Origin of the sequence: Pseudomonas piscis, from assembly GCF_009380155.1 — a bacterium.
Lineage (GTDB): Bacteria > Pseudomonadota > Gammaproteobacteria > Pseudomonadales > Pseudomonadaceae > Aquipseudomonas > Aquipseudomonas piscis.
Map to the genome: position 1 here is coordinate 1,850,581 of NZ_WHUV01000001.1, position 21,490 is coordinate 1,872,070.

The window sequence follows — 21,490 nt, forward strand, 5'->3', positions numbered from 1 at the left end:
CACGATGATTGTGATTTTTCTGTGCTAGCATGCCGGGCTTGGGTGTTTTCAGGCTTAGGATGTTTCACTTTCCCTCGCGGTCGATACCTTTTTTTGATTTGAATTCCAGTCACTCTGGTTCGTCCCTGGCAGGCCGAAAGGTCTCTGCCACTGTGAGGCAGGCTTTCCCGTGGGAAAGGCAGGGCGGATCTTGTACTGGCTCATCCCAACCCACGTGACCTTTGGTAGGGGTCACCACTAGGAGAGGAGGCGCCATGCCCACTATTACTCTTCCCGATGGCAGTCAACGTTCGTTCGACAAGGCCGTGTCCGTAGCTGAAGTCGCCGCCTCGATCGGCGCCGGCCTGGCCAAGGCCACCCTGGCAGGCAAGGTCGATGGCAAGCTGGTCGATGCTTGCGACCTGATCGAACACGATGCCACTTTGCAGATCATCACCCCCAAAGATGAAGAGGGACTGGAGATCATCCGTCACTCGTGCGCCCACTTGATCGGCCACGCGGTGAAGCAGCTGTATCCGACCGCCAAGATGGTGATCGGCCCGGTGATCGACGAAGGCTTCTATTACGATATCGCCTACGAGCGTCCTTTCACTCCGGACGACCTGGCCGCCATCGAGCAGCGCATGCACCAGCTGATCGACAAGGACTACGATGTCATCAAGAAGATGACCCCGCGCGCGCAAGTCATCGACGTGTTCCAGAACCGTGGCGAAGACTACAAGTTGCGCCTGGTGGAAGACATGCCCAACGAAACCGCCATGGGCCTGTACTATCACGAAGAATATGTCGACATGTGCCGCGGTCCGCACGTGCCGAACACGCGTTTCCTCAAGGCTTTCAAGCTGACCAAGCTGTCTGGTGCCTACTGGCGTGGTGATGCCAAGAATGAGCAGTTGCAGCGCGTCTATGGCACCGCCTGGGCCGACAAGAAGCAATTGGCTGCCTACATCCAGCGTATCGAAGAGGCCGAAAAGCGCGACCATCGCAAGATCGGCAAGCAACTGGACCTGTTCCACCTGCAGGAAGAAGCGCCAGGCATGGTGTTCTGGCACGCCAACGGCTGGACCATCTACCAGGTGCTCGAGCAGTACATGCGCAATATACAGCGCGAAAACGGCTATCTCGAGATCAAGACCCCGCAAGTCGTCGACCGTATCCTTTGGGAGCGTTCCGGTCACTGGTCAAACTACGCCGAGAACATGTTCACCACGTCCTCGGAAAGTCGTGACTACGCGGTCAAGCCGATGAACTGCCCATGCCACGTACAGGTGTTCAACCAGGGCCTGAAGTCCTACCGTGACCTGCCACTGCGTCTGGCCGAGTTCGGTGCCTGCCACCGTAACGAGCCGTCTGGCGCCCTGCACGGCATCATGCGCGTGCGTGGTTTCGTCCAGGACGATGCGCACATTTTCTGCACCGAAGAACAGGTGAAGAAAGAAGCCGCTGACTTCATCAAGCTGACTTTGGACGTCTACAAGGACTTCGGCTTCAGCGACATCGCGATGAAACTGTCAACTCGTCCGGCCAAGCGCGTGGGTTCCGAAGAGCTGTGGGATCGCGCCGAGGGTGCCTTGGCCGATGCCTTGAACGAGTCCGGCCTGGAGTGGGAATACCAACCGGGAGAGGGCGCGTTCTACGGTCCGAAGATCGAGTTCACCCTGCGTGACTGCCTGGGCCGTAACTGGCAGTGTGGTACTCTGCAGTACGATCCAAACCTTCCAGAGCGTCTGGATGCCAGCTATATCGCCGAAGATAACAGCCGTGTTCGCCCGGTTATGTTGCATCGAGCGATCCTGGGTTCGTTCGAGCGTTTCATCGGCATGCTGATCGAGCATTACGCAGGTGTGTTCCCGGCTTGGCTGGCGCCAACCCAGGCGGTGATCATGAATATCACCGACAAACAGGCCGATTTCGCCCTCGAGGTGGAAAAAACACTCAACCAAAGCGGATTTCGTGCCAAGTCCGACTTGAGAAATGAAAAGATCGGCTTTAAAATCCGCGAGCATACTTTGCTCAAGGTTCCCTATCTCTTGGTTATTGGAGATCGGGAGGTCGAGATGCAGACTGTCGCTGTGCGTACCCGTGAAGGTGAAGACCTGGGCTCGATGCCTGTCGCCCAATTCTCGGCGTTGCTCGCACAAGCGGTTTCCCGGCGTGGTCGCCAAGATTCGGAGTAATTACTATTAAGCGTGATATGAGACAAGATAAACGAGCTGCACCGAAGGCCCCGATCAACGAGAATATCTCGGCACGCGAGGTTCGGTTAATTGGCGCTGACGGCGAGCAGATTGGCATCGTCTCGATTGATGAAGCGCTCCGTATAGCTGAAGAAGCCAAACTGGATCTGGTGGAAATTTCCGCCGACGCAGTCCCGCCTGTTTGCCGGGTGATGGACTACGGCAAGTCGATCTTCGAAAAGAAGAAACAGCTTGCTGCCGCGAAGAAGAACCAGAAGCAGATTCAGGTTAAAGAAATCAAGTTTCGTCCAGGGACGGAGGAAGGGGATTACCAGGTAAAACTACGCAACCTGGTACGTTTCCTGAGTGACGGGGACAGGGCCAAGGTTTCCTTGCGATTCCGCGGCCGTGAGATGGCCCACCAGGAGCTGGGGATGGAACTCCTCAAGCGGGTTGAAACTGACCTGCAAGAGTACGGTTCGGTCGAACAGCATCCTAAGATGGAAGGACGCCAGCTGATCATGGTCATCGCCCCGAAAAAGAAGAAGTAATCAACAGGGCACGGCAGGCCTTCTGATTATGTTTATCAATTGAATGCGGAGTATCCGAACATGCCAAAGATGAAAACCAAAAGCGGTGCTGCTAAGCGGTTTCTGAAAACTGCTAACGGTATCAAGCACAAGCACGCTTTCAAGAGCCACATCCTGACCAAAATGTCGACCAAGCGTAAGCGTCAACTGCGCGGTAGCAGCTTGCTGCATCCGTCTGACGTGGCAAAAGTCGAGCGCATGCTGCGCCTTCGTTAATTTTTGGATCAAGAATAGAGGAAGTAACTCATGGCTCGTGTAAAGCGTGGCGTCATTGCCCGTAAGCGTCACAAGAAAATTCTGAAACTTGCTAAAGGTTACTACGGTGCTCGCTCGCGCGTATTCCGTGTTGCCAAGCAAGCGGTAATCAAGGCAGGCCAATACGCCTACCGTGACCGTCGTCAGAAAAAACGTCAGTTCCGCGCTCTGTGGATCGCTCGTATCAACGCTGGTGCTCGTACCAACGGTCTGTCCTACAGCCGTCTGATCGCCGGTCTGAAAAAGGCGTCCATCGAGATCGACCGTAAGGTTCTGGCTGATCTGGCAGTGAACGAAAAAGCGGCGTTTGCTGCGATTGTCGAGAAAGCTAAAGCCACCTTGGCTTAAGTACCCCCGACAGTCACCCGGGCTCACCTTCGTGGGCTCTGGTGTTAAACGTCATAAATAGGGGAAGAGCCTTCAAGCTCTTCCCCTATTTTGTATCTGGAGTCTGTACATGGAAAACCTGGATGCGCTGGTTTCTCAAGCACTTGAGGCCGTGCAACACGCTGAAGACATCAATACCCTGGAACAGATCCGGGTTCACTTCCTTGGCAAGAAGGGCGAGCTGACTCAGGTGATGAAGACCCTGGGCAACCTGCCGGCCGAAGAGCGCCCGCAGGTCGGTGCGCTGATCAACGTTGCCAAGGAGCGTGTGACAGAGGTTCTCAATGCTCGCAAAGCGGCTTTCGAGGAGGCGGAACTCAGCGCCAAGCTCGCCGCCGAGTGCATTGATGTGACCCTGCCGGGCCGTGGCCAGACCTCTGGTGGCCTGCACCCGATCACTCGGACCCTGGAGCGTATCGAGCAGTTCTTCACCCATATCGGCTTCGGCATCGCCGAAGGCCCCGAGGTCGAAGACGATTATCACAACTTTGAAGCGCTCAACATCCCAGGCCACCACCCGGCCCGGTCGATGCATGACACCTTCTATTTCAATGCGAACATGCTGTTGCGCACCCATACCTCGCCGGTACAGGTCCGCACCATGGAATCGCAGCAGCCGCCGATTCGCATCGTCTGCCCAGGCCGTGTGTATCGCAGCGACTCCGATATCACCCACTCGCCGATGTTCCACCAGGTCGAAGGCCTGTTGGTGGATCGCGGGATCAACTTCGCCGACCTGAAGGGCACCATCGAGGAGTTCTTGCGGGTGTTCTTCGAGAAAGAACTGGCGGTGCGTTTCCGTCCTTCCTACTTCCCATTCACCGAGCCATCCGCTGAAGTCGACATGGAATGCGTGATGTGCAGTGGCAAGGGTTGCCGCGTCTGCAAACAGACTGGCTGGCTGGAAGTGATGGGTTGCGGCATGGTTCACCCCAACGTGCTGCGTATGTCCGGGATCGATCCGGAAGAATTCCAGGGCTTTGCCTTCGGCATGGGCGCCGAGCGTCTGGCCATGCTGCGTTACGGTGTCAATGACTTGCGCCTGTTCTTCGACAACGACTTGCGGTTCCTTGCGCAATTTCGCTAGTCGCGCGTCCGTAACGAATCTATTAGGAGAGCAGGATGAAATTCAGTGAACAATGGCTGCGCGGTTGGGTTAGCCCGCAGGTAAGTCGTGACGAGCTGGTCGCTCGTCTGTCCATGGCCGGCCTTGAGGTGGACAGTGTTACGCCAGCCGCCGGTGACTTCAGTGGTGTGGTCGTGGGTGAGGTGCTAAGCACCGAGCAGCACCCTGACGCCGACAAACTGCGGGTCTGCCAAGTCAGCAACGGAGCCGAGACTTTCCAGGTTGTCTGCGGTGCGCCGAACGTGCGCCCCGGCCTGAAGGTCCCTTTCGCGATGATCGGTGCCCAGCTGCCCGGCGACTTCAAGATCAAGAAGGCCAAGCTGCGTGGCGTCGAGTCCAACGGCATGCTGTGTTCCCAGGCGGAGCTCCAGATCGGTGAAGGCAACGACGGCTTGATGGAGTTGCCGGCTGACGCGCCAGTGGGTGAGGACATTCGCGCCTACCTGAGCCTTGACGATGCCAGTATCGAAGTCGACCTGACCCCAAACCGCGGTGACTGCCTGTCGTTGGCCGGTATTGCACGCGAAGTTGGTGCCCTTTATGCGGCCAAGGTGCAGCGTCCGGAAGTCAAGGCAGTTCCTGCAGTGCACGATGAAGTACGTCCAGTTGACGTGTTGGCGCCAGCAGCCTGCCCGCGTTACCTGGGGCGGGTGATCCGTAACGTGGACCTGTCCAAGCCGACCCCGCTGTGGATGGTCGAGCGCCTGCGACGTGCCGAAGTCCGCAGCATCGATGCCGCAGTGGATATCACCAACTACGTGATGCTTGAATTGGGTCAGCCGCTGCATGCGTTCGACCTGGCCGAGATCAACGGTGGCATTCGCGTACGCATGGCTGAAGAAGGCGAGAAGCTGGTATTGCTCGATGGTCAGGAAGTGGCCCTGCGCAGCGATACCCTGGTGATCGCCGACCATACCCGTGCCCTGGCGATTGCCGGTGTGATGGGTGGCGAGCATAGTGGTGTCACCACCAAGACTCGCGATGTATTCTTGGAAAGCGCATTCTTCGACCAGATCGCCGTGGCTGGCAAAGCCCGTTCCTACGGCCTGCATACCGATGCTTCCCATCGTTATGAGCGTGGCGTGGATTGGCAGTTGGCCCGTGAGGCCATGGAGCGTGCTACTGGCCTGCTGCTGGAAATCACCGGCGGTGAAGCCGGCCCGATCATCGAAACCGTCAGCGAGCAACATCTGCCATTGGTGGCACCTGTCACCCTGCGGGCCGAGCGCATCAGTCAAATGCTGGGCATGGAACTCGAAGATTCCGAGGTCGAGCGCCTGCTCACCGCGTTGGGCCTGACGGTAGCTGCCGATGGGGCAGGGCAGTGGCGCGTTGACGTGCCGAGTCATCGTTTCGATATCAGCCTCGAGGTCGATCTGATCGAGGAACTGGCACGCCTGTACGGTTACAACCGCTTGCCGGTTCGTTATCCGCAAGCCCGCCTGGCTCCTCAGGCCAAGGCCGAGGCGCAAGGCGACTTGCCGGCACTGCGGCGCCTGCTGGTGGCTCGTGGTTACCAGGAAGCCATCACCTACAGCTTCATCGACCCGAAACTGTTCGAACTGTTCAGCCCTGGTGTCGAGCCGTTGCTGTTGGCGAACCCGATTTCCGCCGACATGGCTGCCATGCGTTCGTCCCTGTGGCCAGGCTTGGTCAAGGCGCTTCAGCACAACCTGAACCGTCAGCAGGATCGCGTCCGCATGTTCGAAAGCGGCCTGCGGTTCGTTGGTCAGCTGGAAGGCCTGAAACAGCAGCAGATGCTGGCAGGTATCGTTTGTGGTACCCGGTTGCCTGAAGGTTGGGCGCAAGGCCGCGATGGCGTGGACTTCTTCGACGTCAAGGCAGATGTCGAGGCGGTGCTGGGCTTTGCCGGCGCTTTGGATGCGTTCACTTTCGTACCGGGCAAGCACCCTGCGCTGCATCCGGGCCAGACAGCACGCATCGAGCGCGCTGGGCGTGAAGTCGGTTACCTGGGAGCCATTCATCCGGAACTGGCGAAGCAACTCGGGCTGGATCGCGCGGTTTTCGTGTTCGAACTGGTCCTGGGCGAAGTGGCCCAGGGTCGTTTGCCGAAGTTCCACGAGCTGTCGCGCTTCCCTGAAGTGCGTCGTGACTTGGCCCTGCTGGCAGATCGTGACGTTGCCGCGAGTGCGGTCTTGGAGGTCATTCGCGAGAATGCTGGCGAGTGGCTGACCGACCTCAGGCTATTTGACGTGTATCAGGGTAAAGGCATTGATCCTCATAGAAAAAGCCTTGCCGTTGGCTTGACCTGGCAGCATCCATCGCGCACTCTTAATGACGATGAGGTGAACTCAGCGACGCAAAATATCCTCACCTCGCTCGAACAAAGGTTGAACGCCACGTTAAGGAAGTGACGTATGGGGGCTCTGACGAAAGCTGAAATGGCCGAACGTCTCTACGAAGAGCTGGGCCTGAACAAACGCGAGGCCAAGGAATTGGTCGAGCTATTCTTTGAAGAAATCAGGCACGCTCTCGAAGATAACGAACAGGTCAAATTGTCCGGTTTTGGTAACTTCGATCTTCGGGATAAACGCCAGCGTCCTGGCCGGAACCCGAAGACAGGCGAAGAAATCCCGATCACGGCTCGCCGAGTCGTCACCTTTCGTCCAGGGCAGAAGTTGAAGGCCCGGGTTGAGGCTTATGCTGGAACCAAGTCATAACGACGAGCTCCCGGTTATCCCGGGTAAACGCTACTTCACCATTGGTGAAGTCAGCGAGCTCTGTGCGGTCAAACCGCATGTGCTGCGTTATTGGGAGCAGGAGTTTCCTCAACTCAACCCCGTCAAACGCCGCGGAAATCGCCGGTATTATCAGCGCCAGGATGTGCTGATGATCCGGCAGATCCGCGCGTTGCTTTATGATCAGGGTTTCACCATCGGTGGCGCGCGCTTGCGCCTCTCTGGTGATGAAGCCAAAGACGATACCACCCAGTACAAGCAACTGATCCGTCAGATGATCTCCGAACTGGAAGATGTGCTCGTAGTACTCAAGAAATAATTCTCTGTTTTAAATACTTCCACTTTTCAAAAGGTTGCGGTATATTCCTCAGCGTTTCCTGAGAAGTGAAACAGGTTTCACGCCTAGTCGGGGCGTAGCGCAGTCCGGTAGCGCACTAGCATGGGGTGCTAGGGGTCGAGTGTTCGAATCACTCCGTCCCGACCATATTTTTCAATGACTTAGCCCAATCTTCACAGGTTGGGCTTTTTCATGCCCAGGGACTTTTGCGGGGGGTCAACCCGTTTTCCTCCTCAAGATGGTCAGTGCCGGCCCTCGCGAGTCGGTCGCTGATACTTTGGTCGCCGCCTCAATCAGCTGCTGCAGCTCCGGGGTAGAATAGTGGCTACCTTTACCACCCGGCGATGAACATGCGGCAGCTGCTGAACGCAGTGCTGTTGATTACCGCCAAGGCAGCATTGCCCGATCTGACATCAGCCAAGCGCGTGAAGGCTCAGTACCTGATGGCCCTGGCCTTGCAATCGTATAAAGGGGAGGCTCACGGCGCCGCAGAGTGGGGCCCCCGGGTCGCCTCCGAGATGAAGGAGTTCTTTGGTGTCACCATCGATCCAAAGAACTGGACGCGTGACTGGCTGGAGTTGTGGGAATCCCTGAAAGAGGTGATCTAGGAAGTGGATAAACAGGCTCAGCAGCCAGTATGGTAGGGATTCACGCGGAAAAATATCAAAAAGCGGCATAATTATATTGATATGACGGGTTTTGTACGTACTTTACCCATAGTGTACAAGTAACGTGAAACGCACACGAAACCCTGAGCCCGGCCAAGCGCCGGGTTTTTTATTACTCCGATTTCACCAGAATGATTTTTGTAGGGGCGGGCAGCAGTATGAAAAATACTGTTTGCATGTACAGTGTTTTGTTGAGATAGTCATTCCACTCCACGGTTGCATCGGGCGCGATCATCTACTGATGTAGATGCTGACCTGCAGTCAGCCGTGCGAAGGCCTCGAGCCCCGAACCTTCGCCTTTGAGCGACATGAAAGCGGAATTTCCCGCAACCAATCATTCCATTCAAAGGTAGCAAAATGAACGCAGTAACTATGGGTAAGCACTTCACTACACTGCACCCTAAAGGGATTGTGGAGATTGTATCGGCAGCACAAAACACTGGTGGCCTGATTATCCAGACTGGTCTGATCGCCCCCTCGAACGGTACTGTTGATCTGTATGTAGGGCCGACCGGTTCTTCCCTTGCCGATTCAGCAATCATCTTCTCCGGCAACGGCTCTCATATCACGAATAGCAACTCGGAGGTTGTTATGCCGTACCCGATTCGCATCCCTGCGGGCAAAGCACTGTGGACGTACTCGTCTACTCCGGATGGCGCAATCGCATTGACATGGGATTTGCTGGCTTAACGGTGCTTCCTGATCCATAAACCTGGATGAAATAGAAAAGCCCGGACCTGTACCGGGCTTTTTTGTGCCTCTGAGGAAAGTCGCTACCGAAGTGGACGTTTTCCCGGATGTCTTTCGGATTCCCGGCAGCGACGGCAGCCTCACGGAAGGCCTGGATATAGATAAGCGGGCAAGTGCAGTGCAACGGAAAAACACCGGCAGTCCGCGTACCTTTACCTCACGCTTGCTGTCGGGATGGTGCGAGACTGGGTCTGGCGAGATCGATGCAATGGGGCGTCGACGCTGGGAAGGTCTTTGGCAGACAGCGCGGAAAGACGCGCGCACCTATTCAGGCCCTGGCACCCGTTGGGGCTTTTTCATTTCTAAAGCGTCGATGGGCGCGACCAGGCCGGTCCGGTTAGGCGTCCTGGCTGTGGATGCGAATGGCTAGAATGATTACTGGTTGCATATCCAGTATTTTGCTGAGATAGTAATTTCACTCCTCGGGTGTATCAGAAGCGAAACCCACTGCGCTGTTGGTGTTTACATTCTCGACTCGTGTGAAGGCCTTGAGCCTCGAGCAATCGCCTTTGAGCGACATGAAAGCGGAATTCTTCGCGATACGACATTCGACTCAATAGGTGGTTAATATGAACGCAGTAAAAGTTGGCAAGAATTACCTGACAGTAAACCCAGGTAGCAATGTGGTTCAGGTTGTAGCTCCTGCGGCAAACACCTCCGGTGTGATTGTTAGCACTTGCCTCATTAGCACGTCCAACGGCGGGGTGGGAGTATTCACTGGTACTTCTGCTCCTTCGAGTATTGTCGACCAGTCCAAGCCAATCATTTTCTCTGCAAACGCGAGCTCGGCTGTCGGCACAGGCTCTGAGCTTGCTTTGCCATACCCACTGTTTCTTCCCGCTGGTCAGGGGCTGTGGCTCGCTGCAAGTGTTCCAGGCGCAGCGGTTGCACTGACCTGGGATGTCTTGGCTTGATTTGAGAGTGTGTGGAAGGGCTTCGATAGAAGCTCCCACACTGGTGACATAAGCCCCTAGCTAACCCATAGCCTCGGCAACTGTCGGGGCTTTTTCGTTTTCGGCTTCCCGAACCTATTGCTCCGAATTGGGAGTGCAAAGGGGGTGAGCTATTCGCATGCACCCACGGAGTCGAGCGCATGGAGTTTCTGTACCGCCTGCTCGACAGGCTTGATACCTGGTTTACCGCAGGATTGGTTGGTGCGTTCGCCGCGAGCTGGTGGCACCGCGACGACCTGGTCGATCGAAAGGCTTGGGCCGTCTTCATTTTCTCGCGTGCTGTATGCGCCCATTACTTGACTGGACTGGTGAGCGCTTATCTGGGGGGGGGCGAGCCCCGTAGCTGCAGCATTCTTGGCGTGTGATTGTTTCGTCTTGGCTTAGAACAGACGGTCGTGACAGATAGTTCTCGACCAAAAGCTGCTTGCCAGCTACCAATCAATCTGCCCCCTTACTGTTCTGTTCCGCCCAATCTCCTCCTGACTGTCCTTGTACTTCCAGACCCTTTGCGGCGAGCATGCATGCACTGACCGACCCCTATGATCCTGAACATGATGAACCTTCCTGTCGAATTCCCCGAGTTCTTCCTGCCCGACTGCACGCTGCGGCGGATTCATCGCCGTGATGTCGATGCGATTTTCGCCGGGTTGTCCCACCCGCAGGTGATCGCCCACTACGGTGTGTCTTACGACAGCCTCGAGGCGACAGGTGAGCAGATGCGCTGGTACGACGAGTTGCTGGAGGAGCGTCGGGGCATCTGGTGGGGCATCGCCTTGCCGGGGCGGGAAGAGCTGGTGGGTGCCTGTGGCTTCAATGATTGGTCCCACGCCGATCGCAGTCTGGATATTGGCTACTGGCTGATGCCTGAGCACTGGGGGCGGGGGCTGATGCAGGCCTGCTTGCCCACCATCCTCAACTTCGCCCTGGGTACCCTCGGTGTGCACCGCATCCATGCCGATGTTGAGCCGGAGAACTCCGCCAGCGCCCGCTTGCTGGAGCGGTTGGGCTTCTTGCTTGAGGGAACCCTGCGGGACGTGGAGTACAAGAACGGGGGCTTCCTGAGCCTGCACCAGTACAGCATGCTGGCCACTGACCCGGCCGCGCGAGTGTTGTTGGCGGACGATACGCCAACCCTGCGCCCGTCCTGTGGGAGGGATGCGCCGGCGCTCAGTGCCTTGGCTCAGCGCAGCAAGGCCCATTGGGGTTATCCCGAGGCCTGGATGGAGGCGTGGGAGGCCGCACTGACTTTAACCCCGGCGCAACTGGTCGGTCATTACGCGGTGCTGGCTGCGGCGAATGGCTCGACGCTGGGATTCTATGGACTGGAGCGCGACGAGGACGGCTGGAAACTGGAGCACTGCTGGGTCGACCCCTCGGCCATGATGGGGGGGCACGGGCGGCGCTTGGTAGGACATGCCCTGGCTGTGGCTCGCGGGCTGGGCGTGACCACTTTGGCGGTGGAGTCCGATCCTTCGGCCCAGGCCTTCTACGAGCGGCTCGGGGCCCGGCATGTGCGCGATGTATCACGCCCGGTGTGTGGCGAGCCACGGCAACTGCCGGTACTTGAGTGGCAGCTCGGTGACTGACCCTTGGTAGTGGATAGGCGAAGCATTGCGGTTATTGAAGACGGAGTTTCTGCGCCATCGCCCGAAAGCCTTGGCCGAAGCCAAGCGTATGGTCGACGAATCGGTAGAGGTTTATAACCGCAAGCGGCCACATCAGGCCTTGAAATACAAAACGCCCGATGTGGTGCATCGGGCGTTTTGAGTGTGAAACAGGTGTAAACCTATTTCAGGACTAGACCCTGCTTTCAAAAAAGCCCCTTGAGCTAGGGGCTTTTTGCTTATCGGCATCAGCGCATCATCGGCCCATCTGGATGATGGTCTGCATGATGGTGCTCTGGGTGGAGATGGTCTTGGCGTTCGCCTGGTAGTTGCTCTGGGCCTTGATCAGGTTCACCAGCTCGTTGGTCAGGTTGACGTTGGACTCTTCCAGGGAGTTGGACTGGATCGCTCCCAAGGTGCCGGTCTTCGGTGCGTCATAACCCGGGATACCCGAGGCGTAGGTTTCCTTCCACTGAGTACCACCGATCGGCTGCAGGCCCTGCTCGTTGGTGAAGCTGGCCAGGGAGATCTGGCCGATCGGCTTGGTCTGCTCGTTGCTGAAGTTGGCCAGCATCACGCCGCTGCCGTCGATGGTCAGGTTGGTGATCTGGCCAGTGGAATAGCCGTTCTGCGCGACTACCGAGCGGGCGGTATCACCCAGTACCGAGCCGGTCTTGGTCATGTCGATCTTCACGCCGCCTGCCGCTGCTATCGAACCGTTGGGGACGAAGTTGCCATTGACCACGTTGCCCGGGGTCCAGTTGCCCATCACGATACTGTTGCCACTCACCGTGAACTGGCTACCTGTAGCAGGAGTGGGGGGCGTCAGGGACTGGAGCTTGCCCGAGGAATCGAACTTGATGGTGATCGGTTTCTGGTTGGCCATGCTGAAAGCCGTACCGTCGGGGTTGCGGCCATCGATCAGGGTGTAGGTCTGCCACTCGTTGGGATTGGACGTCTTGATCATGTACTGATCCATGACGTGCTTGTTGCCCTGGGAGTCATACACCGGGGTGCTGAACTGCTTGCTGTAGGTTTCGCTCTTGGTCGGATCGAACACATACGCCGGGGCCGGGGCCGTTGGGTTGACGTTGATCGTTTTTTCGCTGGAGTTCAGGTTGATGGTCGAGGAGATCGAACTGGTCGGCTTTGGCGCCAGGTTCGAAGTATCGATCCGCAGGTCGGTCAACACGCCGTTGATGATCTTGCCGTTGGCATCCACGGCATAACCTTGCAGACGGGCAGTGCCGTCGCTGGTGGTGATGTAGCCTTCCTTGTCGGCCTTGAAGGCGCCGGCGCGGGTGTAGCTCAGCGAGCCATTGGTGCTCAGCACGAAGAAGCCCTGGCCTTGGATCCCCATGTCCAGCACGTTGCCGGTGTTGTTGATATCGCCGTTGGTGAACTGCTGGGACACGTTGGCCAGGCGCACACCGTTACCCACTACCTGGGTGCCGCTGCCCAGTTTGGTGGCCGAGTACACGTCGGCGAATTCCGCACGGGAATACTTGAAACCAGTGGTGGCGACGTTGGCGATGTTGTTGCCGGTAACGTCCAGTTGCTTGTTGGCAGCGTAGAGACCGCTAAGGCCGATATTGAAAGACATGTTCCACTCCTTGTGTGTCGGTTACAGCAGCGATTGATCGTCACGGTTCGTTTTTGGATACCGGGGCTCTATCGATGCTGACGCTTGAGTCGGGAAGCTCCAGGAGACCAGACTCTTCGCTGGCTGAGGCTTAGCAACCTGTGTGCCAAGCCTGAGAGCTCCATAAAATCAAGGCCTCCCCGAAAGGGGGATGTGGCAAATGCAGAAAAGCGGCAATGGTTTTCCGCGCATTCTTTACAAAGTGGCAACGGCATTGCCGCTCTCATCCGGGTAACAGCAAGCTGCATTCCGGCGAGAACAACCCGCTGCCTTTCGGTTCGTTTGATGGGGCGGATCGACTCCTGACGCGAGGCCACGCTGAGTATTTCGGGGGCTAGTTGGTCATCCACGCCAAGGATGGTTTCTGGTTTGCAAAAGGATCAACCCGGCAATGCCCCGCGGGAGGCCAACTAGGCCAGCCTGGTCCTGAGGAGCGTCAGACGACCGGGTTCACTAGGTTTGCCCGAAGTTCGACGACCTTCGCCAGTGACGGGCTGTCACCAGCCCCCTGGAAACCACTGGCGAGCGAGCTTGACTGTCACTCGAAGTGCAACTTGAGCTTCATTGCACTGTGCTTCCTGCTCTTCAGTAGTTGCAGGTCTATGCCAGCGAGGGGTAGCTGAAAGACCTTTCGCATAGGTCTTTTCAAACTCAGGGCTGGCCGCCTTGGCCAATAGCATCGCCTTGGCGTAGTCAGTTTCGAGGTCATCGGGCAGCGCTTTACAAGCCAGCTTGGCTTGCTGATATCTAACGGCGTACATGTAGCCGTCCGTTGGGGGCCGGTCGTAGTTGTAAGGGGATGGCTGCGCAGCCAGGGTTGGGGCGGCGATGAATAGCGCGCAGAGATACAAGCGTCCGTGCATGGGGCCGATGCCTCGAAAAATCGACGGATTATACCCAGCTCGCCGGCGCTGCGAATGTCCATGCACTAGCTCGTTGGAATGCATTGATGAAATGGCGGCGCAGGTTCGCTCATGGTTTGCCTCCAGACCTGCGCCATCGCTGTGCGGGTGACAATCCAGTTGCTCGTTTGGAAAGACCATGCCCCTCTGGTAGGTTCGTTCCCAAAGTGGGAGGACCCGATGAAGTGGAAGCGTTTTAAGGTAGTGATCCTGTACGTCGGTGCTGGCGCCATGGTTGTGCAGGCGGGGCGGCACCTGGCGGGCGGTGTCACTGACCTCGACAATGTAGCGCCAGCCCTGTTCGCCCTGGGTATCGCTTACTACCTGGCCAGGCGCGCAAGATCCTATGCTGGGTAGCAAGACGGCTTGGGCTATTGCGGCCCTCCTGGATCAACCCCTTGGAATTGCCACGTAGCATCGAGCGCCGGCTTGCCATTCACATCCCGGGTCCTCTCCTTGATAACGGTCCGTCCCATCGAACACGGGCCACTCCGCGAGCCAAATCGGAGTAGATGCACAGCTTGCAGGGCCTGGTTCGAGCCAGGCTCTCCAGGCCTTTGCCCCTGAGGGGCGTGCGCAGTTATCGGTCCCAGACGCCACTCAATGGGCATGGAAGTGCATGCCACCATCGACGGGAATCACCGCTCCGGTGATATAGCGAGCCAGGGGCGAGGCGAGGAATGCGACCAGTTGGCCAACATCTTGCGGTTCGCCGAAGTAACCGATGGGGATATGACGGGCGATGAATGCCTGCCGGCTGTCTTGCGTTGGGTGCAACCTTTCCAGCACCTGGGCGCTGTTGATCCGGCCGGGGGCGATGCAGTTGACCGTGATGCCCGCGCAGGCTACCTCGCATGACAATCCCTTGGCCCAGAGATGCAGCGCACCTTTGGCGGCGCTAGCGGCGTTCAGCGATCGAGGCTCCATCGAGCCGCTGAGGTTGATGATGCGGCCCCACTGGCGTGCATGCATTGTTGGCAATACCGCCTGGGTCAGTCGTCGCGCCGCAGAGAAGTTGAGGGCGAAGGCTTCCTCCCAGTCGTCATCGCAAGCATAGAGCCCGGTGGGGCGGGCGCCGCCAGCGCAATTGACCAGGATATCGATGCCACCCAAGGCCCTGGCGGCTTCGGCAGCGATATGGGCAACATCGCTTGCATTCGTCACATCTGCGCTGATGACAATCGGCGCGGTAGCCCCGGCGGCTTCGATGTGGGCGGCAACCTCTTGCAATCGATCAGGCTGGCGCGCGGTGATGGCGATGCGCACTCCCTCCTGGGCGAGCACCCGGGCAACGCCAGCCCCGATGCCGCTGCTGGCTCCGGAAATCAGGGCCGTACGGCCTGCCAGATTCAATTCCATGATCTTCTCCTGTAAGAGCTTCCAGCCGCTTCTGGGGCCGGGTGGCCTCTATCCGAATGGCTGAGCGCTTGCGGAGAGTTTATTGATTACCCCAAGTAGATAAACTTGCATCCAGTTGCATAACTTGGAACCAGGAGTTTCGAATGGATTTGTTGGACAGCATGCGGGTGTACGTCCTGACGGTAGAGAAGGGCAGCCTGAGTGCCGCCGCCGTTACCCTGGGTATCTCCGCGGCCATGGCTGGCAAGCACCTGCGCTCCCTCGAGGCACGCCTGGCCATGCAACTGCTCAAGCGGACGACGCGGCGCCAGCATCTGACGAGCTTCGGTGAGGACTACTATCTGCGCTGCAAGGAAATCCTGCGGTTGGTGGCCGAGACCGACGAGCAAGCCCAGCACCAGCATCTGGCACCCGTCGGCAAGCTGCGGATCACGGCGCCGGTGACCTTCGGAACAGACGCGCTGATGCCGGCCTTGTCGAGCTACATGGATCGTTATCCCGAGGTCCGGCTCGAGGTGGTGCTCTGCGATCGGGTCACGGACCTGGCGGAGGATGGCTTCGAGGTGGCCATTCGCATTGGCGCGCTGCCGGAGGATGCGCCGCTGGTGGCCAGGCCACTGGCTCCCTACCGGCTGATGATGTGCGCCTCCCCGGGCTATCTGGCGCGTCGGGGAATGCCGCGAAGAATGGAGGACTTGCTGCATCACGAATGCCTGTCGTTCAGTCCGACAGCATTGAACGACTGGCCCGACGCTCGGGAAGAACTGGCCCACCGGGCGCCATCGGCGCGGCTGCAGGTCAACAACGGCCAGGCACTGCGCGTCGCCGCCCTGCATGGCCTGGGGATCGTCCTGCAACCCGCGCTCTTGTTGCAGGCAGACGTCCAGGCGGGCCACCTGGTGCAGCTGTTTCCCGAGCAGAGCCTGCCGGACCGCCCAGTGCACGCGGTATACCTGCCGGATCGCTATCACTCGGCCAGGCTACGCAGCTTTGTGGCGTTCCTGGTCGAACAATTTCCCCCTGAAGCCGGGGTGCCACGTCCGGGTGCCTCATGAACTGTTTTATGGAACCTGGCTCAGCTATTCATCTTCGCCGCCAGCAGGGCTCGCTCCTTGGTGAGCGGCTTGAGTACACCCTGGTCATTGCCGACGCGCTGGTAGAAAAAGTAGTTCTCGGCCTGGTCATGCAGGATGCGGTAGATATTGCCCTGGCGTCTCGAGCCCGGGGTGACGCTGCGCTCCACCAGCAATTGATAATCCTCGATGTTCAGGCGTTTCAGCGCTTGCTCGAAGTCCTGCCGGGTACTGGTCTCCCAGCGACGGATGTTGTTCATGTGCCACATGATCGAAAGGAACATGAACAGCACCGCACCCTGGACCACAAGGTGCTTCATGATTTGCTCCATAGAATGACTTCCTGTCTCCTGAGGCTGGTGCGAGTCGTGCGCCACAAGCGATAGCGGGGCTGCAACTGGACGTGGCGCATGAGCCCGGCACGCTGGGATTGTGCTTCCGAGGTGGTTACGACTTGAGACACAAAGGCTTCAAATGGCTCTGCCCGGGATGCTAGGTTTGTCGCGTTATCGGTCGCGGATTGTGTAGGAAAGCGCCATGGAATCCCAAGTTTTTGAGAATAAGCGCATTGGCGTGGAGGAGTTTACCGGTCAGGTGGTCACGGGTATGACCTTTCTGGATTGCGATTTTTCCCGGGTCGACCTGTCGGAAACCCAGTTCATCGATTGCAGTTTCTACGATCCCGAGCGCCAGGTCGGCTGCAACTTTCGCAGTGCCAAGCTCAAGGGCGCCTCGTTCAAGCGCTGTGACCTGACGGTCTGCGTATTCAACTTCGCCAGCGCCCTGGGGCTGGAGATCACCGAGTGCAAGGCCCAGGGGGCCGACTTCAGCAGCGCCAGCTTCATGAACGTGATTTCCAGCAAGTCCTGGTTCTGCAATGCCTACATCAACAAGAGCAACCTGGCCTACGCCAACTTCTCCAAGGTCAACCTCGAGAAGTGCGAGCTGTGGGACAACCGCTGGACCGGCGCCAATGTCACCGGCGCCACTTTTGCCGGGTCGGACTTGTCCGGTGGCGAGTTCAGCCTCCTGGATTGGCGAACCGCCGATTTCACCGGCTGCGACCTGACCAACTCGCAGTTGGGCGACCTGGATATCCGGCTGGTCAACCTGGACGGAGTCAAGCTCGACCGCGACCAGATGAGCCACCTTGCCGCGCGCCTGGGGATCAACGTGATCGGCTAGCCCGGTACAACGAGGCAACTGGAACCCGCTACGGCGGGTTTTTCATTGCCCCGGCGCTGGCCCGGCCGTGTCAGGGTTCCTTGTGCAGAGGGCGAGCAGGGTTGCCGCAGACCGTGGTGCCGGGTGCCACGCTGCGGGTCACCACCGCTCCCATGCCCACCACGGCGCCCCGGCCGATGACGATGGGCCGCTGGGGCGTGCCTTGCTTGATGATGGCGCCGGCGCCGAGGTAGGCATGGTCCTCGATCACCACCGCCCCATTGCAATGCACGTTGGGCGCGAAGGTGACGAAGTCGCCGATGATGCAGTCATGGGCGACGTAGCTGTAGAGATTGGCGTGGAAGAACCGGCCGATTCGCACATTGGCCGTCACCACGGCAAATGGGCACAGCACCGCGCCCTCGCCGATCTCGTTGCACGCCAGGTCCAGTGCATTGGCCGCCATGATGGAGAAGGGCCGGGCCCCGGCGCTGGCCATCCGCGTGGCCAGCTCTTCGCGGATATGGCTGTTGGCGATGGTGATGTTGAAGTGCCTGGTGGCATCCAGGGCCAGGAACTCCTCGAGTCCCAGCACGCTGAAGCCATTGAGGCAGGTGCCGGCCAGTTGTTCATCGACGAACACCAGTCGTGCCGTTTGCCAGCACTGCGTCTTGTGCAACTGCTGGGCGGCCAACGGCATCACTTCGCGACCGAAGCCGCCGGCGCCACAAATCGCGTAGACATCCATTGTGCATTTCCTCGTTTCCGGGGGCGGGCAGGCGCCAAGCCTAACTCAATTGCCGCGCCTCGCACGCCATTCGAAGGGCCGGGAGCGAGGCCAACCTTGACCTGCCGGTCCGCTATCCAGAAGATGCCTACCTTCAATCCCAGGCTCAGGAGAGGGCATGCAGGCGCAAGACGGCTACTTCGAAATCACCCCCGAGGATCTGCAGGAGCGCTCCCTGGCGCAACTGGCCGCCAGCCAGCCACTGCCCGTGCGTGGCGTGGGCCTGGACCTGAGCGGCCAGGACCTGTCCCGCAGCAACCTGGCCGGTGCCCATTTCGAACGCTGCAGCTTCAGTGCTACCAACCTCACCGCTGCCAACCTGGCCAACAGCCGCTGGACCAGTTGCCGGGCCGGCCAGGCGACACTGCGCTCGGCGGTGCTCACCGATGCCCGCTTCGAACGCTGCGACCTGAACAACACCCTGTGGCAACGCAGCAAGGTCGCCCATGTGCAGTTCGAAGGCTGCAAGCTCACCGGCGCCAACTTCGCCGATGTCTCGGCCCTGGGCCTGGGCTTCTCCGACTGCCTGCTCAACAGCGCCATGCTGTCCGGTATCTCGTTCTACAAGGCGCAGCTGTATCGCATCGATTTCAGCGAAGCGGACCTGACCTATTGCGACTTTCGCAAGGCAGTGTTCATCGAGGGGGGCAGCCTGTCCCTGGCCCGGGTGAACAATGCCCGTTTCGACGACGCCGACCTGCGTGAAGCCAGCCTGCAGGGCCTGCGACTGGTGGATGCGAAGCTGTTCAAGGGCGCGATCATCTCCCGTAGCCAAGCCGGCATGCTCCTGGCCGGCCTGGGCCTGACGGTCCTCTGAATCAGGCCTGCCGGGCCTGGTGCAGGTTTTCCAGTACGCCGATGAAGGCCTGCGCCAGGGGGCTGCGCTTCTGGCTGTGGGTCAGTACCAGCAACGGAGCGGTGGCGCCCAGGTCCACCACCGGCCGGTAGCTCACGCCTTTTTTCGCCAGGGTCCGGGTGCAACTGGGCACCAGGGCGATACCCTGGCCCGCGGCGACCAGGGCGATGATCGAGGTGATCTGGCGCCCGCTGGGCCCCGGCCGCAGGGGCAGGTCGTTGCGACGGTACAGCTGTTCGATGGCTTCATTGAGCCCAGAGCCATAGCCGGCCGGAAACAGGATCAGCGGCGACTCGCTGAGTTCGGCCAGGGTCACCTCGGCCTGGGCCGCCAACGGGCTGTCGCTGGCCAGCGCCGCCACCAGCGGCTCGTCCCCCAGGGACAGGGTGTGGATCTCGGCCAGCTCGTCCGGCGGCTGCATCCGGCTCAGGCCGATGTCGATCCGCCCATCGACGATCTGCGCCCACTGGCTGGCCGAGGCGCCTTCCACCAGTGTCAACTGCACCTCGGGAAAGCGCTGGGCGAAGGCCTGGATCGCCTCGCTGAACAACTCCGACAAGGCGATCGAGCTGGCATATCCCAGGGCCAGTTGCCCGGCGCTGCCGGCGGCCAGCTTGGCGGCCATGGCCTCGGCCAGTTCCATTTGCTCCAGCACCGCCCGGGCATAGGGTAAAAAATGCAGGCCCTGGGCCGTGAGGGTCACGCTGCGGCTGGTGCGATCGAACAAGCGAAACCCCAGCTCGCTCTCCAGCGCCGAGATCTGTCGGGTCAGAGGAGGTTGCGCCAGATGCAGGCGCAACGCGGCGCGGCCGAAGTGCAGTTCTTCGGCGACGGTCAGAAAATAACGCAGCCTGCGTAGATCGAGCATCCTGTTCCCTGGGTATTGATCGGTCGGAAATCGGTATTGGTCCTGGTCCAGCGACGTATTTTATAAAAGCCTTTCGCCACAAAACGAGAGGTTTCATGTCCCTGTTTGCACACCGTGCCCGCCTGGCCCTGTTTCTATGTGGCTGCGCCGCCTTCCTCAACCTGTATGCGACCCAGGGCATCCTCCCGGTGTTCGCTGCGGATTTTGCCGTGAGCGCCAGGGAAGCGGGCTGGAGCATCACCGTCACCACCTTGGCGGTGGCTCTCGGGGCGCCATTCACCAGCCGCTTGAGCAGTGCCTGGGATCAACGCCGGGTGATAGTGCTGGCAGCGCTGGCCCTGGCGCTGCCAGCTGTGCTGGTGGCCTGCGCTGGCAACCTGGCCCAGTTGCTGCTGTGGCGTTTTGTCGAAGGCCTGCTGATTCCCCTGGTCTTCGCCACCAGCGTTGCCTACATCGGCGACCGCTGGCGCGGCGGCATGATCACCGAGGTCACCAGCCTGTATGTGGCCGGCACCGTGCTCGGTGGGTTCGCCGGGCGCTTCGTCACGGGTGTCGCGACCCAGTACCTGGGCTGGCGCGAGGCCTTCGCGCTGCTGGCGGGTCTGAGCCTGCTGCTTGGCCTGGCCATCCACTGGCTGTTGCCGGCCAATCCGCCGGCGGCCGAGCGCCATCTGGCCGAGCGTCGTGGCAGTTGGCGTCAACTCTGCGGCAAGCCCTTGCTGGCGTCCTACGCCGTGGGGTTCTGCGTGCTGTTCGCGCAAGTCGCCACCTTCACCTACGCCGGGCTCTACCTTGGCCAGCCGCCATTCGAATTGGGCCCGGCGGCCCTGGGAGCGCTCTATGGCGTGTTCCTGCTGGCGCTGGTGGTGATCCCGCTCGCCGGGCGCCTGAGCAAGTCCCGGCCCCAGGCCGAACTGTTGCTGGTGGCGGCATCGCTGGGTGTCTGCGGCTCGGCCCTGAGCCTGTTGTCGTCATTGTGGCTGATGGTGCTGGGCCTGGCCCTGAGCTCCACCGGGGTGTTCCTGGCCCAGGCGGCGGCCAATGCCTTCATCAGCGCCAGCGCCGGGCCGCACAAGGCCAGGGCGGTGGGGCTGTACCTGACCTGCTACTACCTGGGCGGCAGCGCTGGCGCCGTGCTGCCGGCAGTACTCTGGAACCGCTGGGGCTGGCCGGGCTGCGTGGCGTTGATCCTGGCGTTCCAGGTGCTGGCCCTGCTGATCGGCTGGCACGGTTGGCGCGCGCCGCGGCCACGCCAGCAACTGGCCAGCTGATGCAGCCCCAAGGGACTACCTG

General features: G+C 59.6%; 23 protein-coding genes, 1 tRNA gene and 2 pseudogenes. 19 read left to right on the forward strand and 7 right to left on the reverse strand.

The window, feature by feature from the left end:
• Positions 1-254: 254 nt before the first annotated feature.
• The 9 genes from thrS to GDH07_RS08895 all read left to right on the forward strand — a co-directional run bounded on the left by thrS (position 255) and on the right by GDH07_RS08895 (position 7,718).
• Complete coding sequence (gene thrS, locus GDH07_RS08855) at positions 255-2,177, forward strand: threonine--tRNA ligase (RefSeq protein ID WP_022643539.1); 1,923 nt, start codon at positions 255-257, stop codon at positions 2,175-2,177.
• Complete coding sequence (gene infC, locus GDH07_RS08860) at positions 2,177-2,728, forward strand: translation initiation factor IF-3 (protein ID WP_172681693.1); 552 nt, start codon at positions 2,177-2,179, stop codon at positions 2,726-2,728. Before thrS ends, infC begins: the two co-directional genes overlap by 1 nt.
• A gap of 60 nt (positions 2,729-2,788) precedes the next feature.
• A complete protein-coding gene (gene rpmI / locus GDH07_RS08865; protein ID WP_002553160.1) occupies positions 2,789-2,983 on the forward strand; it encodes a 50S ribosomal protein L35 in 195 nt (64 codons plus the stop codon).
• Positions 2,984-3,013: 30 nt separating this feature from the next.
• A complete protein-coding gene (gene rplT / locus GDH07_RS08870; RefSeq protein ID WP_016963673.1) occupies positions 3,014-3,370 on the forward strand; it encodes a 50S ribosomal protein L20 in 357 nt (118 codons plus the stop codon).
• Between the two features lie 109 nt (positions 3,371-3,479).
• On the forward strand, positions 3,480-4,496 hold the full coding sequence (gene pheS, locus GDH07_RS08875; protein ID WP_152897151.1) for a phenylalanine--tRNA ligase subunit alpha: 1,017 nt from the start codon (positions 3,480-3,482) through the stop codon (positions 4,494-4,496).
• 35 nt (positions 4,497-4,531) lie between these two features.
• Complete coding sequence (gene pheT, locus GDH07_RS08880; protein ID WP_152897152.1) at positions 4,532-6,910, forward strand: phenylalanine--tRNA ligase subunit beta; 2,379 nt, start codon at positions 4,532-4,534, stop codon at positions 6,908-6,910.
• A 3-nt stretch (positions 6,911-6,913) separates the two neighbouring features.
• The gene (gene ihfA, locus GDH07_RS08885; protein ID WP_002553164.1) at positions 6,914-7,216 is read left to right on the forward strand and encodes an integration host factor subunit alpha; all 303 of its coding nucleotides are present in this window, start codon (positions 6,914-6,916) and stop codon (positions 7,214-7,216) included.
• Positions 7,197-7,553, forward strand: a complete 357-nt coding sequence (locus GDH07_RS08890; RefSeq protein WP_007920509.1) for a MerR family transcriptional regulator — start codon at positions 7,197-7,199, stop codon at positions 7,551-7,553. The genes ihfA and GDH07_RS08890 overlap by 20 nt, the downstream gene beginning before the upstream one ends.
• A gap of 88 nt (positions 7,554-7,641) precedes the next feature.
• Positions 7,642-7,718: transfer RNA gene (locus GDH07_RS08895), tRNA-Pro, on the forward strand.
• Positions 7,719-7,787: 69 nt separating this feature from the next.
• On the opposite strand, the pseudogene GDH07_RS32490 reads toward GDH07_RS08895, so the two are convergent.
• Positions 7,788-7,910, reverse strand: a pseudogene (locus tag GDH07_RS32490) (tyrosine-type recombinase/integrase); the annotation flags it as partial.
• An 11-nt stretch (positions 7,911-7,921) separates the two neighbouring features.
• Here GDH07_RS32490 and GDH07_RS08905 point away from each other — a divergent pair.
• The 6 genes and pseudogenes from GDH07_RS08905 to GDH07_RS08935 form a co-directional block, all read left to right on the forward strand.
• Positions 7,922-8,179, forward strand: coding sequence for a hypothetical protein (locus GDH07_RS08905; protein ID WP_246195912.1), 258 nt, complete (start codon positions 7,922-7,924; stop codon positions 8,177-8,179).
• A gap of 417 nt (positions 8,180-8,596) precedes the next feature.
• Positions 8,597-8,929 (forward strand): hypothetical protein, encoded by a 333-nt coding sequence (locus GDH07_RS08910; protein ID WP_152897153.1) that lies wholly within the window; start codon positions 8,597-8,599, stop codon positions 8,927-8,929.
• Between the two features lie 629 nt (positions 8,930-9,558).
• Positions 9,559-9,903, forward strand: coding sequence for a hypothetical protein (locus GDH07_RS08920; RefSeq protein WP_152897154.1), 345 nt, complete (start codon positions 9,559-9,561; stop codon positions 9,901-9,903).
• Between the two features lie 179 nt (positions 9,904-10,082).
• A complete protein-coding gene (locus GDH07_RS08925) occupies positions 10,083-10,307 on the forward strand; it encodes a hypothetical protein (RefSeq protein WP_178124016.1) in 225 nt (74 codons plus the stop codon).
• A gap of 186 nt (positions 10,308-10,493) precedes the next feature.
• Positions 10,494-11,528, forward strand: coding sequence for a GNAT family N-acetyltransferase (locus GDH07_RS08930; protein WP_218584729.1), 1,035 nt, complete (start codon positions 10,494-10,496; stop codon positions 11,526-11,528).
• A gap of 31 nt (positions 11,529-11,559) precedes the next feature.
• Positions 11,560-11,709: pseudogene (locus GDH07_RS08935) on the forward strand (integrase core domain-containing protein); the annotation flags it as partial.
• Between the two features lie 93 nt (positions 11,710-11,802).
• Here GDH07_RS08935 and flgE read toward each other — a convergent pair.
• The 3 genes from flgE to GDH07_RS08950 all read right to left on the reverse strand — a co-directional run bounded on the left by flgE (position 11,803) and on the right by GDH07_RS08950 (position 15,449).
• Positions 11,803-13,149: a flagellar hook protein FlgE gene (gene flgE, locus GDH07_RS08940; protein WP_124421289.1), complete on the reverse strand. Its 1,347-nt coding sequence runs from the start codon at positions 13,147-13,149 to the stop codon at positions 11,803-11,805.
• A 536-nt stretch (positions 13,150-13,685) separates the two neighbouring features.
• Entirely contained in the window at positions 13,686-14,051 is a 366-nt protein-coding gene (locus GDH07_RS08945) for a hypothetical protein (protein WP_152897156.1), read from the reverse strand.
• Between the two features lie 639 nt (positions 14,052-14,690).
• The gene (locus tag GDH07_RS08950; RefSeq protein WP_152897157.1) at positions 14,691-15,449 is read right to left on the reverse strand and encodes an SDR family NAD(P)-dependent oxidoreductase; all 759 of its coding nucleotides are present in this window, start codon (positions 15,447-15,449) and stop codon (positions 14,691-14,693) included.
• A gap of 143 nt (positions 15,450-15,592) precedes the next feature.
• On the opposite strand from GDH07_RS08950, the gene GDH07_RS08955 reads away from it, so the two are divergent.
• On the forward strand, positions 15,593-16,504 hold the full coding sequence (locus GDH07_RS08955; RefSeq protein WP_053138361.1) for a LysR family transcriptional regulator: 912 nt from the start codon (positions 15,593-15,595) through the stop codon (positions 16,502-16,504).
• A gap of 20 nt (positions 16,505-16,524) precedes the next feature.
• Here the strand turns inward: GDH07_RS08955 and GDH07_RS08960 are convergent, their stop codons facing one another.
• Positions 16,525-16,842 (reverse strand): hypothetical protein, encoded by a 318-nt coding sequence (locus GDH07_RS08960; protein WP_152897158.1) that lies wholly within the window; start codon positions 16,840-16,842, stop codon positions 16,525-16,527.
• A 217-nt stretch (positions 16,843-17,059) separates the two neighbouring features.
• On the opposite strand from GDH07_RS08960, the gene GDH07_RS08965 reads away from it, so the two are divergent.
• Complete coding sequence (locus GDH07_RS08965; RefSeq protein WP_053138367.1) at positions 17,060-17,707, forward strand: Qnr family pentapeptide repeat protein; 648 nt, start codon at positions 17,060-17,062, stop codon at positions 17,705-17,707.
• Between the two features lie 70 nt (positions 17,708-17,777).
• Here the strand turns inward: GDH07_RS08965 and GDH07_RS08970 are convergent, their stop codons facing one another.
• Positions 17,778-18,434 carry an acetyltransferase gene (locus GDH07_RS08970; RefSeq protein WP_152897159.1) on the reverse strand — a complete coding sequence of 219 codons (657 nt, stop codon included), beginning with the start codon at positions 18,432-18,434 and terminating at the stop codon, positions 17,778-17,780.
• A 157-nt stretch (positions 18,435-18,591) separates the two neighbouring features.
• Here GDH07_RS08970 and GDH07_RS08975 point away from each other — a divergent pair, with 157 nt between their 5' ends.
• Complete coding sequence (locus tag GDH07_RS08975; RefSeq protein WP_152897160.1) at positions 18,592-19,290, forward strand: pentapeptide repeat-containing protein; 699 nt, start codon at positions 18,592-18,594, stop codon at positions 19,288-19,290.
• 1 nt (position 19,291) lies between these two features.
• Here GDH07_RS08975 and GDH07_RS08980 read toward each other — a convergent pair whose 3' ends face one another.
• Complete coding sequence (locus tag GDH07_RS08980; protein WP_152897161.1) at positions 19,292-20,197, reverse strand: LysR family transcriptional regulator; 906 nt, start codon at positions 20,195-20,197, stop codon at positions 19,292-19,294.
• Between the two features lie 95 nt (positions 20,198-20,292).
• On the opposite strand from GDH07_RS08980, the gene GDH07_RS08985 reads away from it, so the two are divergent.
• Positions 20,293-21,468 (forward strand): MFS transporter, encoded by a 1,176-nt coding sequence (locus tag GDH07_RS08985; protein WP_152897162.1) that lies wholly within the window; start codon positions 20,293-20,295, stop codon positions 21,466-21,468.
• Positions 21,469-21,490 lie beyond the last annotated feature (22 nt).

Excerpts from the sequence above, each read along its gene's own strand:
- thrS (WP_022643539.1), top strand. The coding sequence starts at position 255 with ATGCCCACTATTACTCTTCCCGATGGCAGTCAACGTTCGTTCGACAAG.
- rpmI (WP_002553160.1), top strand. The coding sequence starts at position 2,789 with ATGCCAAAGATGAAAACCAAAAGCGGTGCTGCTAAGCGGTTTCTGAAA.
- rplT (WP_016963673.1), top strand. The coding sequence starts at position 3,014 with ATGGCTCGTGTAAAGCGTGGCGTCATTGCCCGTAAGCGTCACAAGAAA.
- pheS (WP_152897151.1), top strand. The coding sequence starts at position 3,480 with ATGGAAAACCTGGATGCGCTGGTTTCTCAAGCACTTGAGGCCGTGCAA.
- pheT (WP_152897152.1), top strand. The coding sequence starts at position 4,532 with ATGAAATTCAGTGAACAATGGCTGCGCGGTTGGGTTAGCCCGCAGGTA.
- ihfA (WP_002553164.1), top strand. The coding sequence starts at position 6,914 with ATGGGGGCTCTGACGAAAGCTGAAATGGCCGAACGTCTCTACGAAGAG.
- GDH07_RS08890 (WP_007920509.1), top strand. The coding sequence starts at position 7,197 with ATGCTGGAACCAAGTCATAACGACGAGCTCCCGGTTATCCCGGGTAAA.
- GDH07_RS08905 (WP_246195912.1), top strand. The coding sequence starts at position 7,922 with ATGCGGCAGCTGCTGAACGCAGTGCTGTTGATTACCGCCAAGGCAGCA.
- GDH07_RS08910 (WP_152897153.1), top strand. The coding sequence starts at position 8,597 with ATGAACGCAGTAACTATGGGTAAGCACTTCACTACACTGCACCCTAAA.
- GDH07_RS08920 (WP_152897154.1), top strand. The coding sequence starts at position 9,559 with ATGAACGCAGTAAAAGTTGGCAAGAATTACCTGACAGTAAACCCAGGT.
- GDH07_RS08925 (WP_178124016.1), top strand. The coding sequence starts at position 10,083 with ATGGAGTTTCTGTACCGCCTGCTCGACAGGCTTGATACCTGGTTTACC.
- GDH07_RS08930 (WP_218584729.1), top strand. The coding sequence starts at position 10,494 with ATGATGAACCTTCCTGTCGAATTCCCCGAGTTCTTCCTGCCCGACTGC.
- flgE (WP_124421289.1), bottom strand. The coding sequence starts at position 13,149 with ATGTCTTTCAATATCGGCCTTAGCGGTCTCTACGCTGCCAACAAGCAA.
- GDH07_RS08945 (WP_152897156.1), bottom strand. The coding sequence starts at position 14,051 with ATGCACGGACGCTTGTATCTCTGCGCGCTATTCATCGCCGCCCCAACC.
- GDH07_RS08950 (WP_152897157.1), bottom strand. The coding sequence starts at position 15,449 with ATGGAATTGAATCTGGCAGGCCGTACGGCCCTGATTTCCGGAGCCAGC.
- GDH07_RS08955 (WP_053138361.1), top strand. The coding sequence starts at position 15,593 with ATGGATTTGTTGGACAGCATGCGGGTGTACGTCCTGACGGTAGAGAAG.
- GDH07_RS08960 (WP_152897158.1), bottom strand. The coding sequence starts at position 16,842 with ATGAAGCACCTTGTGGTCCAGGGTGCGGTGCTGTTCATGTTCCTTTCG.
- GDH07_RS08965 (WP_053138367.1), top strand. The coding sequence starts at position 17,060 with ATGGAATCCCAAGTTTTTGAGAATAAGCGCATTGGCGTGGAGGAGTTT.
- GDH07_RS08970 (WP_152897159.1), bottom strand. The coding sequence starts at position 18,434 with ATGGATGTCTACGCGATTTGTGGCGCCGGCGGCTTCGGTCGCGAAGTG.
- GDH07_RS08975 (WP_152897160.1), top strand. The coding sequence starts at position 18,592 with ATGCAGGCGCAAGACGGCTACTTCGAAATCACCCCCGAGGATCTGCAG.
- GDH07_RS08980 (WP_152897161.1), bottom strand. The coding sequence starts at position 20,197 with ATGCTCGATCTACGCAGGCTGCGTTATTTTCTGACCGTCGCCGAAGAA.
- GDH07_RS08985 (WP_152897162.1), top strand. The coding sequence starts at position 20,293 with ATGTCCCTGTTTGCACACCGTGCCCGCCTGGCCCTGTTTCTATGTGGC.